This window comes from Corynebacterium sp. KPL4072, from assembly GCF_037908395.1.
GTDB lineage: Bacteria > Actinomycetota > Actinomycetes > Mycobacteriales > Mycobacteriaceae > Corynebacterium > Corynebacterium kefirresidentii.
The window spans coordinates 57,519-73,233 of the sequence record NZ_JBBMGE010000002.1; the positions used below are offsets into that span (position 1 = coordinate 57,519).

Consider the following 15,715-nt stretch of genomic DNA (forward strand, 5'->3'; position numbering starts at 1 on the left):
GTGCAACGAGTAGATACTCTAGCAGCCATTCTTTAAAAGTGTAAAATCGCCTGGTCAAAGCGGTTTTTGAAGGGTGTATAACAAATTGGTTAATGCCTGAAGTGGCTTCTGGTAATTGGCGGAGGGAGACGCTAATCTATGTTGGTCTTTGAAAGCAGCAATTACGTGTCTAAGGGCAACTCAGTGAAAAATTCCCTCCCTATCGCGCGCCGTCTCGTAGCGGCCGTGGGCGTTGCGTGCATTTCCCTAGCCGCCGCCTCCTGCTCCTCTGATTCCTCAGCCGAGAATCAGGCTGCCGACCAAGAATCCACCGCCGCCGCACATGCGGATGGAGACAAGGACGGCGGCAAAGAGTCCGACAAAAAGAAAGACGGCCTTGTAGCCTCCGTAAAGGACGGGGCGACGGATGTAGATCCGTCCAAGCCAGTCACCGTGGAGACCACGGGCAAGCTCAAGAGCGTCACCATGACCAATGAAATGGGCGTGGAAGTTAAAGAAAAGCTCTCTAAAGACGCCAAGACGTGGTCTACTGCGGAGGACTTGGGCTATAACCACACTTATTCCATCGTGGCCTCCGATGTAGATGGCAACAAGAAGAGCCTCAGTTTTTCCACCCCGCAAGCAGCGGGTGTTGCCGAAGTCTCGCTTTCCCCTATCCCGGATTCTGAAGTCGGCGTCGGTCAGGTTATTGGGGTGAATTTCGGTGTGCCAATTACGGACCGGAAGGCGGCTGAAAAGACCATTACTGTGAGCACTAACCCCAAGGTGGAAGGCGCTTTCCACTGGGTCAATAACCAGGAGGTGCGCTGGCGTCCGAAGGATTACTGGGAGCCGGGCACTAAGGTTGAAGTAAAGGTGGACCAGTATGGCAAGGACCTAGGTGGGGGAATCTATGGCGGTGAAAACGCCAAGACGAATTTCACCATCGGTGACCGCACGGTGGCCATTATTGATAACGCCACCAAGACGATGAAGGTCTTTAAGAATAAGAAGTTCTTGCGTGCCATCCCGGTCTCGCTTGGCCGCGATTATCAGTACGATACGCCCAATGGCCGCTACGTTATCGGCGATGAGCACCCGCAGCTAGTCATGGACTCGGAGACCTTTGGCCTAGCCCATGACGCGGGCGGCTACCGCACGACCGTGGACTGGGCTACGCAAATGTCTTATTCCGGCATCTATGTCCACTCCGCTCCGTGGTCCGTGTGGGCGCAGGGCAATACCAATACGTCCCACGGTTGCGTCAACGTGACGCCGGAGGCTGCGCAGTGGTTCCAGGAGACGATGAAGCGTGGCGACGTGGTGCGGGTATTCAACACCTACGGCGAGACGCTTAATGCGTTGGACGGTCTCGGTGACTGGAATATGTCCTGGGACGAGTGGTCTAAAGGTAACACGGACGCTAATCAGTAGCGGCTAGGGGCCGCGCAAGGCACAAGCGCATGGCTACAGTGGTGGCCATGCGCTTTTCTGTTTTGGACCGCGGGGCAGCCGGCCCACTGGATCAGGTGGCCGAACACGCCCGGCACGTAGAGAAGTTAGGGTTTCAGCGCTTTCTAGTGGCCGAACATCACGGTGTGCCGGGAATACCAGCGGGGCAGCCGGGGATGCTCGCGGCGCACGTTGCGGCACAGACGCAGCGCATTCGGGTGGGCACGGCCGGCATTATGTTGCTCAATCACCCGCCGTTTCTGGTGGCCGAGCAGATTAATCTCCTCGAGGCGCTGTATCCCGGGCGCATTGATATAGGGATTGGCTCCTCCGTCGGGTTTACCGCGCCGGTGCGAAAGGCGCTGCGCCAGGGGGAGCCGGCCGAGGTGAAGCAGCGCTTCGAGACGGAGCTAGCCACGCTCTTGCGCTACCTGCGCGGCGAAGAGGCGGTGACGGTCAGGCCTGAGTATAGGGGCACCCCGCTCTATGTTTTGGCGGGCTTTCGCTCGGCAATGGTGGCGGCAAAGTTGGGACTTGGTGTCATTCTGGGCGGTCCTGTAGCCACGCAGGAGGCCGCTGCGCGAGTGTATCGCGAACATGCGCTTGCCGACGCCCCGCCTATTATCTCTTCGCTCAATATCGCCGTTGCCGAGACGTCCGCGGCCGCCCGTGATCTCTTGTTGCCGGAAGCCTATGCGAAGGTGCGAGCGCAATCGACCGGCGAGTTCGCGACCTTGCGGCCGGCGGGCGAGCTGGACATGGATGCCCTCACGGGGCAGCAGCGACGGCGCATTGAGGAGGCGTTGGCCCATGACGTTTGGGGAACGGTGGAGGAAGTGAGGGAGGAACTAAGGGGCGTCGGCAAGCGGCTAGGCGTTAGTGAGTTTGTGGTCACCGGAGATATGCCAGATGTTGCTGGCCGGGCTCGTTCGGAGGAGCTGCTGGCGAGCATGCAGGTAGAAAACTGAAAAAGCCCGAGCGCGAGGCTCGGGCACTTGGGGTGGCTGACGGGACTCGAACCCGCGACACCCAGGATCACAACCTGGTGCTCTACCAGCTGAACTACAGCCACCATCGCTGCGTGAAAGCAACGAGATATAGGTTAACTCACGCCGCCTAAATTACAAAAACGCCTGGTAATCTGCGGTAGTTTCGGCCTTAATCTGCTCCGCCTCGGGGGAGGTGGGGCCCTCATCGGTGCGGAAGACGCTGCGGCGGTAGAAGTCTAGCTCGCGGATGGATTCGATGATGTCCTGCAGTGCGCGGTGGGCCATGCCTTTATCGGGCTGGTTGAAATAGGCGCGCGGGTGCCAGCGGCGGGCAAGCTCCTTGATGGTGGACACGTCGATCATGCGGTAGGGCAGGGCACTATCAAGCCGTGGCATATAGGTGCGGATGAACGTGCGATCGGTCGCAATGGAATTGCCGGCCAGGGGAGCGGGGTGCTCCGGATCGCAGTACTCGTTGATGAGCGCAAGTACGGCATCTTCGGCCTCGCCGATGGAGGTGGTGGACTCGCGGATTTCTTTATCCAACCCGGAATTGGCATGCATCTCGGTGACGAAGGAATCCATCTGTGCCAGCTCCTCCTCGGTGGCGTGGACGACCAGATCGATGCCCTCTCCCAGGATGTTGAGATTGCCATCGGTGATGACGGCGGCGACCTCGACGATGACATGGCGCTCGGGGTCCAGGCCGGTCATTTCCAAATCGATCCAAACGAGGCGGTCGTGCTTTGCGGCAATGTCGGAATGTGGCATGCAGCCCATTCTACTCCCGCCTCCTTTTACCCCTAGATGGGGTACGGGCGGGGTTGTTCTGGAGGGGTGATTGCCACTGGGGAGGGCGGCCTTCCCGCGAGTGTGTTTCCATCCTGCATAAAAACAATTGGTGATTTGCCTCATATACTAGTGTGAGTTAGGGCATACTCTGGGTTATCGCTCTTCATTCGGGAGGTGCGACAGACTTAGGAGAGACCAGATGGCAAACTTCCTCGATGCCCTCAATACCGTAATTTGGTCCCCCGTCTTGGTGTTTTTATGCCTCGGCGCGGGTATTTATTTCACCGTGGTGACACGCGTTTTGCAGGTGCGCTGCATTCCGGACATGCTCAAGCAGATCGTCAACGGAGAAAAATCCGCAGACGGCGTTTCTTCCTTCCAGTCCTTGATGGTTTCGTTATCTGGCCGCGTGGGTGTGGGTAATATCGCCGGCGTGGCCACGGCCATTGCCTTCGGTGGACCTGGTGCCGTGTTCTGGATGTGGGCCGTAGCGCTACTCGGCTCGTCCACCTCGTTTATCGAATGTACGTTGGCCCAGATCTACAAGGAAAAGGACCAAGACACCGGCGAATACCGCGGAGGGCCTGCGTACTACATCGAGAAGGCCTACAAGCACACTAAAGCCGCACCCTTCATGGTGGTCTACGGAATCGTCTTTGCCGTCGCCATGATCCTGGCAACCAGCTACTTCCTTCCCGCAATTCAGGCAAACGCGGTAGCTGCCGCGGCCGATACCGCGTGGGGCGTGAACTCTACCTGGGCGGCCGTTGTCCTGGCGGGCATTTTGGCCATCATCATTATCGGTGGCGTGAAGCGTATTGCGAACTTCGCCACCATCGTCGTGCCCTTTATGGCGGTTATCTACATTGTGATTTCTGTGGTGGTCATGTGCATGAACTTCTCGCAGATTCCAGAGGTCTTCGGGCTTATCTTCAAATCTGCTTTCAATATGGAAGCCGGCTTCTCCGGCATGCTCGGCGCGGCCATCATGTGGGGCGTAAAGCGCGGCATCTACTCCAATGAGGCCGGTCAAGGCACCGGTCCGCAGTCCGCTGCAGCCGCTGAGGTTTCCCACCCAGCTAAGCAGGGCTTCGTGCAGTCCTTTGCGGTCTACGTCGATACGCTCTTTGTCTGTTCGGCTACCGCGTTCATGATCATTTCTACGGATATGTACACCGTCTTCCGCGGTAGCTCCGAGGATGGTGAAATGGTCTACCACGGTTCGCTGCCAGAAGGTGTTGAGGTTGGGCCTGGCTACGTGCAGTCCGGTCTCGATAGCGTCTTTGCAGGATGGGGACCCACCTTCATCGCGGTCTCCATTGCCTTTTTCGCCTTTACGACGGTCCTAGCGTACTACTACATGTCCGAGGTTAACCTGACCTATTTCAACCGGTGGGTACGCTCCCGCGCTGCTCGCCGTGGCCTGATTTGGGTGCTGCGCGCGCTGATTATTGTCTCCGTCATCGTCGGTGCTACCACCAGCCCGGGGGCGGCGTGGGCGCTCGGTGATATCGGCGTTGGCACGACGGCATGGCTTAATATCATTGCCATCCTCTTCCTCCAGGTTCCTGCCATCAAGGCACTCAAAGACTATGAGAAGCAGAAGAAGGCTGGCAAAGATCCGCAGTTCGACCCGGAGGCCTTGGGAATCAAGAATGCAGACTTCTGGGTAGAGCGCAAGCGAGCACGCGGCGAGGACAGCGTGCTCAAAAACAAGGATCTAGAAGACGCCGGGGCTTAGCCCATCTTGGCGTAGAAGCTGCCCACCAGCGGTGCAATTACCGGGGTGGGCAGCACTTGGCTGAGGGTATTCATAGCCTTCGACAAGGGCCCTGGCACCACGCGGCGCTGGTTGCGGCGCATCGCTGCAATTGTTTCTTGGGAGCAAGACTCATAGGTGGTCCACAAAAAATCTGGAACTACCTTGTCCACGATTGATTGGTCTTCTTCGGCGATGGTGGCCTCGCGCACGGGGCCGGGGGCAAGCAGGGTGCAAGAGACCCCGGTGCCCTTCAGCTCGTAGTGCAGGGCCTCTGTAAACGCATTAACGCCGGCCTTGGTGAAGACATAAGTGGCGTTATTGGGGATGGGGATATTGCCCGCGGCAGAGCCGACATTGCAAATGGCGCCGCTGCGGCGCGGCAGCATCCGCTCCAAGGCAGCCCGCGTAAGACGGTGGACGGCAGTGCCGTTCAGCTCAAACTGGGTTGTCTCATAGGACCAGTCCTGGTCCATGAAGGGGCCGAAGCTGGCGATGCCGGCGGAATTAACCAGGATCGACACCTCGTGGGTGGCGATGGTGTCGGTTACGCGGGCGACGTCGTCAGCCACGGCGAGATCCGCCGGTAGGGCGATGGCGTCAATATTGTGGCGCTGCTTGAGCTCCGTAGCGATGGACTCCAGTAACTCGCGGCGGCGGGCCACGAGGATGACGTTATAACCCAGGGCAGCGAAATCCTGTGCCATGGCTTTGCCGATGCCTTGGCTGGCTCCCGTGACGAGGGCATAGGAGGTGCGGGAGGGGGCGGGAAGTGACATGGTTAATCCTTTCCGGGGTGGGGCATGGTGAGACCTAGCGTAAACAAAAAGCCTTGAAGCGGCGAGAAACTCGGCGCCTCAAGGCTTCACACGGTGCCCCCAGCAGGATTCGAACCCGCGACACATGGGGTAGAAACCCACTGCTCTAATCCACTGAGCTATGGGGGCTTATGACCCACTTATAGTAGCCCACGACGGCGGGGAAACCTAAGCCAGGGTGCGCTGCGGGGCGCGCAGGATGTCCACCAAGTCTTGGGCGGCAGCGGTCAGCTCGCGATCCGTGCGGTAGGCCACGATGGCGTAGTAGTGCGGCAGCTCATCGGAAATTGGGCGGTTGATAATGCCCTGTGGCTGCACAGCAGGCGCGCAATTGGGCACGATACTTACGCCTAGGCCACTGGAGACCATGGGAATGGCGCTATTGAGGCTGGCTACCTCCTGGGTCCTTTCTGGCTTGAGGCCAGGGCGGCTATTCCACAGGTCGCTATAGAACTCTGCTAGCTCAGGAAGCTCGCGGCTGCGCGGCGGAATGAGCCAGGTTTCGCCGCGCAGGTCCGCGAGCGAGACGGGAGAGTCTAGCCCTGCAAGGCGTTGGGGTAGGGCGACGGAGTAATCAAACGTGGCCACCTGGTGGATGGTGAGCTCGTGGGCGTAGCGGCGGAGGAAGGCTTTTGGGTCGGATGTCGGCAAAAGCGCTAGGTCTACCTGGCCATCCAGCAGGCGTTTGATGGCGGTGGCCGGCGCGGCGTCGTCCAGCGAGATAGTGGCAGTGGGGTAAATCCGCTTCAGTTCGGCCAGGGCGGAAGGGGTAAATTCCCAGTTCAAAATGGGGGCGGAGGCGAGGGAAACGGTGCTGGCCTTGTCGCCGGTGATTTCGCTGATATGGCGCTGGGTTTCGTTCAGTAAAGCGTCAACCTTGACGGCCGTTTCATAGACATAATCGCCGGCCTCCGTGGTGGAGACGCCGGAGCGCCCGCGCGAAAGGAGCTGGGCATTAAGTTCCTTTTCTAGCTTTCGTATGGAAAGGCTCAGGGACGGCTGGGTCATGTCGAGGGACTCGGCAGCGTGCGTGAAAGAGCCATTGTCTACAACGGCGCGAAAATAAAGAAGTTGACGGGTGTCCATAAGCTCCATCATGGCACATGTAAAGACAAAATGTGTGTTAGGTGGGGAACTAGGTTGCGCTATACAATGCGCACTATGGCAAATGAGCAGGTTAACAGTGTAAATAAGGCGGGGAAGAAACCTCGTTCTTCCTGGGGAATTTATGTCGCAGCGATGCTTATTGCTGGCTTGATCGCTGGTTTCATTTCCCTGTTCCTCCTCGCCGATTCCCTAGCGGCCCTGGGAATTCCAGACCCCGGCCGCATTACCACCTTTGGCCTGCCGCTCTTTCGCGGCTTGGCTTGGATACTCATGGCTTTGTCCATCGGCTCGTTCCTCGCCTCGTCGTTCCTCATTGCTCCGCGTGGAGACCACGCTGCGCTTATCGACGCCCCCTTGTCCGTCGACGGCCACATCGCCGCGCGCACAGGTACCTGGGCTTCCTTTGGTGTGGCGGCCGTGGGGCTAGTGGAAATTCCGCTCATTATGTCCGATCTCACCGGAGCGCCATTTTTTCAGGTATTTGAACCTTCCACTATGAAGATGGCGTTGACGGAAATTTCTACCACCATTGTGTGGGGAATCTCCGTACTCATCGCCCTTGTCGTGGGCGTTCTTGGCCTGTGCGGTCGCGGCTGGTCGATGCAGCCGGTGCTGCTTTTCTTGTCCATCTTGCAGGTTGTGCCCATCGGCATGGAAGGCCATTCCGCGGCTGGTGGTGACCACGACTATGGCACCAATTCGCTCCTGTGGCACTTGGTCTTTGTCATGCTGTGGGTAGGCGGGCTCATGGCGCTAATCGCCCATGGTCGGCGCCTTGGCCCCAATCTCGCCTTTGCGGTAAAGCGTTACTCCGGCATTGCCTTCATGGCCATTGTGGTGCTGGCAGTATCGGGCTTGATCAACACCCTCATCCGCATGAATATCTCCGATTTGGTGGATTCTGCCTACGGCATCATCTTGATCACTAAGTTCGTACTCACGATTTTGCTGGGAATCTTCGGCCTTGCTCACCGCGAGCTCACCATCCCGCAGCTGGGCAAGGATTCGCGCCTTTTTATCCGTATCGCCATTGTGGAAGTAGCGGTTATGGCCGGCACCATTGGCGTGGCCATTACGCTGGGGCGCACCGTGCCCCCAGCGCCGCGCGATCCGAACCTCAACTCGATGCAGATTTTGATGGGCTATGAGCTCTTTGAAAAGCCCACGGTGCTCAACGTGTGGACTATGTTCCGCTTTGACATCATGTTCGGCACCATTGGCCTGCTCTTGGCCGCGGCGTATGGCTACTGCGTCTACCGCGTGCATAAGCGTGGCCTGACGTGGAACAAGGGACGTACTGCATGGTTTATGAGCGGCGCGTTGGGTATGACCCTCGTGATGTCTACCGGCCTGGGACTTTATATGCCAGCGATGTACTCGATGCACATGTTGGTACATATGATTTTGTCGATGGCGGTACCGCTTCTGCTCGTCCTTGGTGCGCCACTGACCCTGCTTATGGAGGCCTTTGAGCCTGGGCCGAAGGGTCAGCCGAGCCTGCATGACTATGCGCTGGCGGCCACCCAATCTAAGGTCGTCGCGTTTATTACCAATCCGTTTGTCAATCTCGTGCAGTACCTATTTTTCCTGTACGTGTTGTATTTGTTCCCGAGCCTGTATCAATTTGCCATCTCGGAACACGCAGGCCACCTTATTATGAACTTTGCGTTCATCGTTTCTGGCTGCTTCTACTTTTGGGAAATCATCGGGCCGGACCCGCTTCCCAATCGTCGATCTACCCCATTCCGCTTGGCCGTGCTATTCCTTTCCATGCCGTTCCACCTTTTTGCTGGTGTATATCTCATGCAGCTGCAAAGCGTGCTGGGTGCCGACTTCTATCAGTATTTGGACCTGCCGTGGGATCAGGATCTGCTCCAAGATCAGCGCGTGGGCGGCGGCATTGCGTGGGGCTTTGGCCAATTCCCGCTGGTCATCGTCTTTGGCAAGCTCTTCCTAGATTGGCTGGGCGATGACCGTGCTACCGCCCGCCGCCATGATATGCAGGCGGATGCGGACGATGATGCCGAATTGGAACGCTATAACGCGATGCTGCAGGATATGGGACACGGCGATGAATCGAGCTTCCGCGGGCGCTAGCCTGTGGATAACCGTTTAAAAATCTCCCCAAACTCTGTCCTTCGTTGACGGATACAACAAGTTATTCACAGGGTTGGGGTCGCCGGCATGGTGTGGCTTGTGCGCCGGTATCAGGATGTGGAAACGAGCGAGGAAAACCACACTCGCCAACTCAACTATCCAGCAAAGGATTTTCTAGCACCATGTCCCAATACCCAATTACCTTGACCGGTCGCCTTACTCGCGACCCAATCTTGACCAAAACCTCCACTGGGGCCTATAAAGCCAAGCTGCGCGTCGCCTCCTCGCGCCGGATCCCGGACCGCCATGCCGACGCCGGTGTGGACAATACGGAAGGACACAACACCAAGGCGCCGCAGTGGCGTGACGTGGATCATCTTTATATCGACGTCGAGATGTGGAATCAATTCGCCATCAATGTGCGCAAATCCCTGGCAAAAGGCATGCCTCTAGTCATCGTGGGGTCTCTCGTTACCGAACAATGGCGCGATGACCAGGGGGCCGATCATTTCCGCACGTATATTAAGGCGCAGTACGTGGGCCTGGACTTGAACCGTCACGTTATCGGTACAAAGCGCCTCGTCCCGCAGTACAACCAGGAAAATATTGTGGTCCCGGAGCTAGGGGACCACGCCATCGAACCGGACGTGGACCACAGCCTGCCGTCGCAGCAGGCGGGGCAGGGAGACACCGCTGCCGATACCGCAGCGGACCGCTACCTTGCCGAACGAGCCGCAGCTGCACGCGGTGGGGAAGAAGATGCCTTCGACGCCGAAGTGGAAGAGGAGGCTGCCGAGGCAGAATCCGCCCCAGTGAACGCTTAAGCGTTTCCTCCCCGGCTTGATCGCCTCGGGCGTACCTGACCCGAGGCACTCGAGCGGTGGTTCTGATGTAGTGTTTGTGTAGATAAATACGTCTCCCAAATTTTTGCAAAGGGGTAAAAGTGGGCGAATTCATCTACACGATGAAAAACGTGCGCAAGGCAATTGGCGATAAGGTCATCCTTGACGATGTAACAATGGCGTTCTACCCAGGTGCCAAGATTGGTGTGGTCGGCCCCAATGGTGCCGGTAAGTCCTCCATTTTGAAGATTATGGCCGGCTTGGACCAGCCTTCCAATGGCGAGGCCTTCCTAGATCCGGGCGCCACCGTGGGTATCCTGCAGCAGGAGCCGCCGCTCAACGACGAGAAGACCGTGCGCGGCAACGTCGAAGAGGGCTTGGGCGAAATCTTTGAAAAGAAGCAGCGCTTCGAGCAGATCGCCGAAGAAATGGCCACCAACTACAGCGATGAGCTCATGGAAGAAATGGGCAAGCTGCAAGAAGAGCTCGATGCTGCTGATGCATGGGAGGTCGACTCCAAGATTGAGCAGGCAATGGAAGCTTTGCGCTGCCCGCCTTCCGATGCCCCGGTGACCAACCTTTCTGGTGGTGAGCGCCGTCGCGTAGCGCTGGCTAAGCTCCTGCTTACCGAGCCGGACTTGTTGTTGCTCGATGAGCCTACGAACCACTTGGACGCCGAGTCTGTGCAGTGGCTGGAAAAGCACTTGGCTGATTATCCGGGCGCTGTCTTGGCCGTGACCCACGACCGCTACTTCCTCGACCACGTCGCGGGTTGGATTTGTGAGGTTGACCGAGGCAAGCTCTACCCGTATGAGGGCAACTACTCCACCTACCTGGATAAGAAGCAGGAGCGCTTGGAGGTTGCTGGCAAGAAGGACGCGAAGCTGCGCAAGCGCTTGAAGGACGAGCTGGAGTGGGTACGCTCCGGTGCGAAGGCTCGCCAGGCCAAGAACAAGGCCCGTCTGGAGCGCTACGAGGAGATGGCTGCAGAAGCCGAGAAGTACAAGAAGCTCGACTTCGAAGAGATCCAGATTCCTACCCCGCCGCGCTTGGGTAATAAGGTCGTGGAGGTCAAGGACCTGCAGAAGGGCTTTGATGGCCGCACCTTGATTAAGGACCTCTCTTTCACCTTGCCGCGCAACGGCATCGTGGGCGTTATCGGCCCGAACGGCGTGGGTAAGACCACCCTGTTTAAGACCATCGTTGGCCTGGAGCAGCCGGACGCCGGTTCCGTCGAGGTGGGCGATACCGTCAAGCTGTCCTACGTGGACCAAAACCGTGAGAATATCGACCCCGAGGCAACCGTCTGGGAGGTCGTCTCCGGTGGCCTAGACTACATCCACGTGGGCCAAAACGAGATGCCTTCGCGTGCCTACCTATCGGCCTTCGGCTTCAAGGGCCCGGATCAGCAAAAGCCGTCCAAGGTGCTCTCCGGTGGTGAGCGCAACCGTTTGAACTTGGCGCTGACCCTGAAAGAGGGCGGTAACCTGATCCTCCTTGACGAGCCGACCAACGACTTGGATGTGGAAACCCTCGGCTCGCTGGAAAACGCGCTCGAGAAGTTCCCGGGCTGTGCCGTGGTCATTTCCCACGACCGCTGGTTCTTAGACCGCACCTGTACCCACATCTTGGCCTGGGAAGGCAATGTGGAAGAAGGTCAGTGGTTCTGGTTTGAGGGTAACTTCGGCGATTATGAGAAGAATAAGGTCGACCGCCTTGGTGAAGAGGCAGCCCGTCCTTCTCGCGTGACCCACCGCAAGCTGACCCGCTAAGTAGCTGAAGCCTTTACTGAGGAGAATGATGGCAACCCCAAGTGTGCACACGTATCGTATTCAAACCCGCTGGTCGGATTTTGATATGTACGGCCACATGATGAATGCAAACTACATCGAGCTCGCCCAGGAAGCGCGCTTGGCCTTTGCGAAGGAACATATCTATTCCAAAGGCCTTGACTTCATTGCGTTCGTGCGCCACCTCGATGTGGACTTCCTTCGCCCGATGGAGTTTAAGGACACCACTACGGTGGAGGTAGAAACTACCATTTCGCAGATTGGTACCACCTCGTTTACCACTACCCAGCAGGTCAAGGATGACCAGGGTGAAGTCGCGGCAACCGTGGAGTGCGTGCAGGTAGTCATTGATCGTCAGCAGCAGACTCCTCGTCCGCTGACGGAACAGGAAAAGGATATTCTGCAAAATACCGCGGCCAATTAACCGCGGAACGGAGCGAAGATGAGAAAGGCAGGGCCCGAAGGCATGGTCACCGAGACTCTAGAAATTGGAAGCGGTGGACCTGGCCTTCGGGCCCTTGTCACGCGCGCGGTTGGCTTGGATTCGGGTGCTTCGGTGCGGCTACGCCAGCTGACTGACGACGTCGTCGATGTCTTTGTCACCACACCTTTCGAGGTGGTTGCCTCCCGCCGCGTGCAGGGCGTCGTTTCCCGCGACGGGGCAGTGGTTTCTGCGGCTACCCTGGCCGAGCTGCTCAAGGAGCAAGAATCGAGCGGAACGCTAGATTTGGGACCTGCCCGCGATGCGTCGTGGCCGGGAGCGCTTCCGCCGGCCACTGGCTACAGCGTGGTCGATACCTTGCCGGTTACCGTGGTGCGCGAGCTCTCCGATAAGGGTCAACAACTGACCCGGCAATTTTCTGGCCCCATGGGCCCGCCATCCAGCTTGCTGAATCAGACCGTTGTCACGGTCGAGGGGGAAGGTGCCACGGTGGAAATCCCTATGCGCATGATTTTTGCCTGCACCAATTTGGGTTTGATCCCTGGTTTTTCCGCACCGATGGATGTGCCGAGGCACCTGCGGGTGGCTCAGCTAGGCAGGTGGGTGCGCCTCGACGCCCCCTTTGGCAGCATCTACCGTTCCACCCGCTTGTCGCTGTTCTAACTTCGCTCGCGAAAAACCGGCCTGCCACGTAGCGGTTCTGTTCAACAGAATCGGCGCGCACGCGCCCTGCTTTGGAGATTTTGTCCGAAAAGCGGTCCGTCTTAGGGGGAGGGGGACTCTGGCCAAGTGGGGTCATTACTCTTTTGAACTGCACATTTACAAGATGGCTTGCTGCGTTGCTACCCCCCGCTTTGTGAATTCATGAACATAGTGCCGCACGCAAACGTGTCCTGCGTTACCCTTACGTGGTCGATGTAATTTACTCCACCCGCAAGGAGATTGTGTAATGCGTATTGTCGTGCCTAAAGAAATCATGAATAACGAGAATCGCGTGGCTCTTACCCCGGGCGGCGCGCAGACCCTCGTTCACGACGGCCATGAGGTCCTCATTGAGACCGGTGCTGGTGAAGGCGCATCCTTCCCGGATTCCGAGTACGAGGCCGCCGGTGCCAGCATCGTTGGCACCGCGGAGGATACTTGGGCACAGGCGGAACTGCTGCTGAAGGTCAAGGAGCCGCTCGAGTCTGAGTACCAGTACCTGCGTCCGGACCTTACCGTCTTTACCTACCTGCACCTTGCCGCGGACCGCCCTTTGACTGAGGCGCTTGTTGACGCCAATACCACGGCCATTGCATATGAGACGGTTACTGACCGCCACGGTACCTTGCCACTTCTTACCCCGATGTCCCAGGTGGCAGGCCGCCTTGCCGCAATCGAGGGCACCCACCACCTGCTGTCCACGCAGGGCGGCCGCGGTCTGCTGGTTTCTGGTGTTCCAGGTACCCAGCCAGCACGCGTCGTCGTGATCGGCGGTGGCCAGGTTGGTGCGTCCGCCGTTGCCATGGCCCACGGTCTGCGTGCCGAGGTCACCGTACTGGACCTTGATCCGCACGTTTTGCAGCGCTTCGATGACCAGTACGCCGGCAGCGTGCGCACCTTGATTTCGGATCCGGCCACCATCGATAAGGAACTGCAGGAAGCTGACCTCGTCATTGGCGCGGTACTCATCCCAGGCGCCGCTGCACCAAAGCTGGTGCGTGAGGAGACCGTAAAGAAGATGAAGAAGGGTGCCGTCCTCGTGGACGTCGCCATCGACCAGGGTGGTTGCTTCGAGAACTCCAAGAAGACCTCCCACGATGACCCAACCTTCCAGGTCCATGACACCTTGTTCTACTGCGTGGCGAATATGCCGGGTGCGGTGGCCAATACCTCCACCCGTGCCTTGTCCTCCGCAACTCTGCCCTACATTCGCGCGGTGGCCAATGACAGCCTGGATGCCGCCATCAAGCGCTTCCCGGGCCTAGAGGGTGGCGTAATGACTCGTGGTGGCCGTTTGGTCTCCGAGCCTGTACGTAAGGCCTTTGACTGGGAAGACTAAGCATCAGGTCCCCATAGTGTGGGCTAGATAAACCACAAGCCCGGTTCCTCGCTAAATAGCGGGAGCCGGGCTTTGTCTCTTGGGTGGGGCAAGACGGTGCGATTATGGTGCCTTGTTGATCATCATGGCGGCCACGCGCTGCATATGATCCCAGATCATTTCGCGGTAGGCCGGTGGGATGGTTTCCTCGTCGATTTCCGCGAGGGAGTTACCCATTAGCTCTAGCCACCGGTCATGCGCGGTTATATCGATGGGGTAGGGGGCGTGGCGCATGCGAAGGCGCGGATGGCCGCGGTTTTCAGAGAAGAGCTGCGGGCCACCCCAATACTGCGCCAAGAACCAAGTGAGGCGCTGCTCGGCACCTTCCCAGTCATTATCGGGGTACATCGGACCGATGACATTGTCCTCTTTGACCTGGGAATAAAAGCCGTGGACGAGGCGCTGAAAGGTCTCCATGCCGCCAATAGCCTCATAAACAGAATCCATTTACTCTTCTTCTTCCTTGCGGGGATCGGGAATGCCGATGCCGTGCGGGTAGGGGGTAGTAATGCCTTTAGTGTGCATGACATTGAGCACGCGGGATTGCAAGAAACGCTGGACGTCCCACTGCTTGCCCGGCAGGGTCTTTGTAGACACGCGGAAGGAAACATAATCCGGTTCGAAACCGGACATGCCATCCACACGAGGCGTGCTGAGGATGAGCTTGCGTACCTTATCGTCCTGCGCGGCTTCCTTCACTGCGTCCTCGATGACCTCGCCGGCGAGCTCTGGGTCATTAGAAAGGCCCACAGGAATCTGGATGCGGGCAACGGAGTACTCATCGGAGTGGTTAGCTACCTGGAGGATTTCGCCATTGCGCACGTACCACAGAGCACCGTCGATATCGCGGACCGTGGTGATGCGTAAGGAGATGGACTCGACATCGCCAAAGACGCCGTTGCCAAGGTCAACCACGTCGCCAATGCCGTATTGATCCTCAATGAGCATGAAGATGCCGGAAAGGAAATCCTTCACCAGTGCCTGGGCGCCAAAACCAAGGGCGACGCCAATAACACCGGCGGAGGCGATAAGCGGTGCCACGTTAACGTCTAGCTCATCCAAGATGGCAATAACGGCCCATACCCACACGAAGATAGCGGCGGCGGAACGGGCCACTCCGGCTAGCGTCTTAATGCGGGAGGCGCGCCGGGTTTCGCGGGTATGGCGCATGGCCTCTTCTTGCTGGGTCGGTTCGGGGCGGTTGGCTCGACCCTTGAATTTTCCGCGGAAACGCTGCTTATCCAGCCCGGAAGATTTGATGCTGTTTTCGGCCACCTTGTTGATAATGCGGTGGAGGAGCCAGTGGGCAATGACGGCCAGGATAAGGATAACGGCGATGCGAATCGGGCGCTCGATAAGCCAGCTTTGCACCTTCTCGTCATTCCAAAAACTAGAGACGGACTCGACGGCCGAGTCCTTGGTGGAAGCGGCTGAGGCTAAGAATTGCGTATTCATCATTCTTTCTTAGTCGTGGACAATGGGAACCGCGCCCATTGTAAAGGCCGAGCCTGAAAACGCGATGAGTGGTGGGTGGCTAGGTGGGTGAAAATAAATACCTATCTTTCCTT

General features: G+C 58.1%; 14 protein-coding genes and 2 tRNA genes. 9 read left to right on the top strand and 7 right to left on the bottom strand.

Annotation, left to right across the window (positions count from 1 at the left end; all coding sequences use genetic code 11):
• Positions 1-141 precede the first annotated feature (141 nt).
• Positions 142-1,413 (top strand): L,D-transpeptidase, encoded by a 1,272-nt coding sequence (locus tag WMP97_RS02115; protein WP_396335057.1) that lies wholly within the window; start codon positions 142-144, stop codon positions 1,411-1,413.
• A 29-nt stretch (positions 1,414-1,442) separates the two neighbouring features.
• Positions 1,443-2,399 (top strand): MsnO8 family LLM class oxidoreductase, encoded by a 957-nt coding sequence (locus WMP97_RS02120; protein WP_200288705.1) that lies wholly within the window; start codon positions 1,443-1,445, stop codon positions 2,397-2,399.
• 28 nt (positions 2,400-2,427) lie between these two features.
• Here the strand turns inward: WMP97_RS02120 and WMP97_RS02125 are convergent.
• Positions 2,428-2,503 (bottom strand) — tRNA-His (locus WMP97_RS02125).
• A gap of 49 nt (positions 2,504-2,552) precedes the next feature.
• Positions 2,553-3,200 (bottom strand): oligoribonuclease, encoded by a 648-nt coding sequence (gene orn, locus WMP97_RS02130; RefSeq protein WP_248099428.1) that lies wholly within the window; start codon positions 3,198-3,200, stop codon positions 2,553-2,555.
• Positions 3,201-3,411: 211 nt separating this feature from the next.
• On the opposite strand from orn, the gene WMP97_RS02135 reads away from it, so the two are divergent.
• The gene (locus WMP97_RS02135) at positions 3,412-4,953 is read left to right on the top strand and encodes an alanine/glycine:cation symporter family protein (RefSeq protein WP_248099430.1); all 1,542 of its coding nucleotides are present in this window, start codon (positions 3,412-3,414) and stop codon (positions 4,951-4,953) included.
• Here the strand turns inward: WMP97_RS02135 and cmrA are convergent.
• From cmrA to WMP97_RS02150, 3 genes are all read right to left on the bottom strand, one after another.
• Positions 4,950-5,750: a mycolate reductase gene (cmrA, locus tag WMP97_RS02140; protein WP_248099431.1), complete on the bottom strand. Its 801-nt coding sequence runs from the start codon at positions 5,748-5,750 to the stop codon at positions 4,950-4,952. The genes WMP97_RS02135 and cmrA overlap by 4 nt on opposite strands.
• Positions 5,751-5,844: 94 nt before the next feature.
• Positions 5,845-5,918: transfer RNA gene (locus WMP97_RS02145), tRNA-Arg, on the bottom strand.
• A 39-nt stretch (positions 5,919-5,957) separates the two neighbouring features.
• Positions 5,958-6,875, bottom strand: coding sequence for a LysR family transcriptional regulator (locus tag WMP97_RS02150; RefSeq protein WP_259825340.1), 918 nt, complete (start codon positions 6,873-6,875; stop codon positions 5,958-5,960).
• 66 nt (positions 6,876-6,941) lie between these two features.
• On the opposite strand from WMP97_RS02150, the gene WMP97_RS02155 reads away from it, so the two are divergent.
• The 6 genes from WMP97_RS02155 to ald all read left to right on the top strand — a co-directional run bounded on the left by WMP97_RS02155 (position 6,942) and on the right by ald (position 14,108).
• Entirely contained in the window at positions 6,942-8,993 is a 2,052-nt protein-coding gene (locus tag WMP97_RS02155; RefSeq protein ID WP_248099435.1) for a cytochrome c oxidase assembly protein, read from the top strand.
• Positions 8,994-9,175: 182 nt separating this feature from the next.
• On the top strand, positions 9,176-9,817 hold the full coding sequence (locus WMP97_RS02160) for a single-stranded DNA-binding protein (protein ID WP_248099437.1): 642 nt from the start codon (positions 9,176-9,178) through the stop codon (positions 9,815-9,817).
• A gap of 119 nt (positions 9,818-9,936) precedes the next feature.
• Positions 9,937-11,607: an energy-dependent translational throttle protein EttA gene (gene ettA, locus WMP97_RS02165; RefSeq protein ID WP_023020893.1), complete on the top strand. Its 1,671-nt coding sequence runs from the start codon at positions 9,937-9,939 to the stop codon at positions 11,605-11,607.
• Between the two features lie 25 nt (positions 11,608-11,632).
• Positions 11,633-12,049, top strand: a complete 417-nt coding sequence (locus WMP97_RS02170) for an acyl-CoA thioesterase (protein WP_034660154.1) — start codon at positions 11,633-11,635, stop codon at positions 12,047-12,049.
• Between the two features lie 42 nt (positions 12,050-12,091).
• Positions 12,092-12,730: a hypothetical protein gene (locus tag WMP97_RS02175; protein WP_200289015.1), complete on the top strand. Its 639-nt coding sequence runs from the start codon at positions 12,092-12,094 to the stop codon at positions 12,728-12,730.
• Between the two features lie 286 nt (positions 12,731-13,016).
• The gene (ald, locus tag WMP97_RS02180) at positions 13,017-14,108 is read left to right on the top strand and encodes an alanine dehydrogenase (RefSeq protein WP_200288711.1); all 1,092 of its coding nucleotides are present in this window, start codon (positions 13,017-13,019) and stop codon (positions 14,106-14,108) included.
• A gap of 102 nt (positions 14,109-14,210) precedes the next feature.
• Here ald and WMP97_RS02185 read toward each other — a convergent pair whose 3' ends face one another.
• Together WMP97_RS02185 and WMP97_RS02190 are read right to left on the bottom strand one after the other, a co-directional pair.
• Positions 14,211-14,594: a globin gene (locus WMP97_RS02185; RefSeq protein WP_248099439.1), complete on the bottom strand. Its 384-nt coding sequence runs from the start codon at positions 14,592-14,594 to the stop codon at positions 14,211-14,213.
• On the bottom strand, positions 14,595-15,605 hold the full coding sequence (locus WMP97_RS02190; RefSeq protein WP_200288713.1) for a mechanosensitive ion channel family protein: 1,011 nt from the start codon (positions 15,603-15,605) through the stop codon (positions 14,595-14,597). It abuts the gene before it with no gap.
• Between the last annotated feature and the right edge of the window lie 110 nt (positions 15,606-15,715).

Coding starts and splice junctions, on each gene's coding strand:
- WMP97_RS02185 (WP_248099439.1), bottom strand. CDS start 14,594: ATGGATTCTGTTTATGAGGCTATTGGCGGCATGGAGACCTTTCAGCGC.
- WMP97_RS02190 (WP_200288713.1), bottom strand. CDS start 15,605: ATGATGAATACGCAATTCTTAGCCTCAGCCGCTTCCACCAAGGACTCG.
- WMP97_RS02150 (WP_259825340.1), bottom strand. CDS start 6,875: ATGGACACCCGTCAACTTCTTTATTTTCGCGCCGTTGTAGACAATGGC.
- WMP97_RS02135 (WP_248099430.1), top strand. CDS start 3,412: ATGGCAAACTTCCTCGATGCCCTCAATACCGTAATTTGGTCCCCCGTC.
- WMP97_RS02160 (WP_248099437.1), top strand. CDS start 9,176: ATGTCCCAATACCCAATTACCTTGACCGGTCGCCTTACTCGCGACCCA.
- ald (WP_200288711.1), top strand. CDS start 13,017: ATGCGTATTGTCGTGCCTAAAGAAATCATGAATAACGAGAATCGCGTG.
- cmrA (WP_248099431.1), bottom strand. CDS start 5,750: ATGTCACTTCCCGCCCCCTCCCGCACCTCCTATGCCCTCGTCACGGGA.
- orn (WP_248099428.1), bottom strand. CDS start 3,200: ATGGGCTGCATGCCACATTCCGACATTGCCGCAAAGCACGACCGCCTC.
- WMP97_RS02170 (WP_034660154.1), top strand. CDS start 11,633: ATGATGGCAACCCCAAGTGTGCACACGTATCGTATTCAAACCCGCTGG.
- WMP97_RS02120 (WP_200288705.1), top strand. CDS start 1,443: ATGGCTACAGTGGTGGCCATGCGCTTTTCTGTTTTGGACCGCGGGGCA.
- WMP97_RS02175 (WP_200289015.1), top strand. CDS start 12,092: ATGGTCACCGAGACTCTAGAAATTGGAAGCGGTGGACCTGGCCTTCGG.
- WMP97_RS02155 (WP_248099435.1), top strand. CDS start 6,942: ATGCGCACTATGGCAAATGAGCAGGTTAACAGTGTAAATAAGGCGGGG.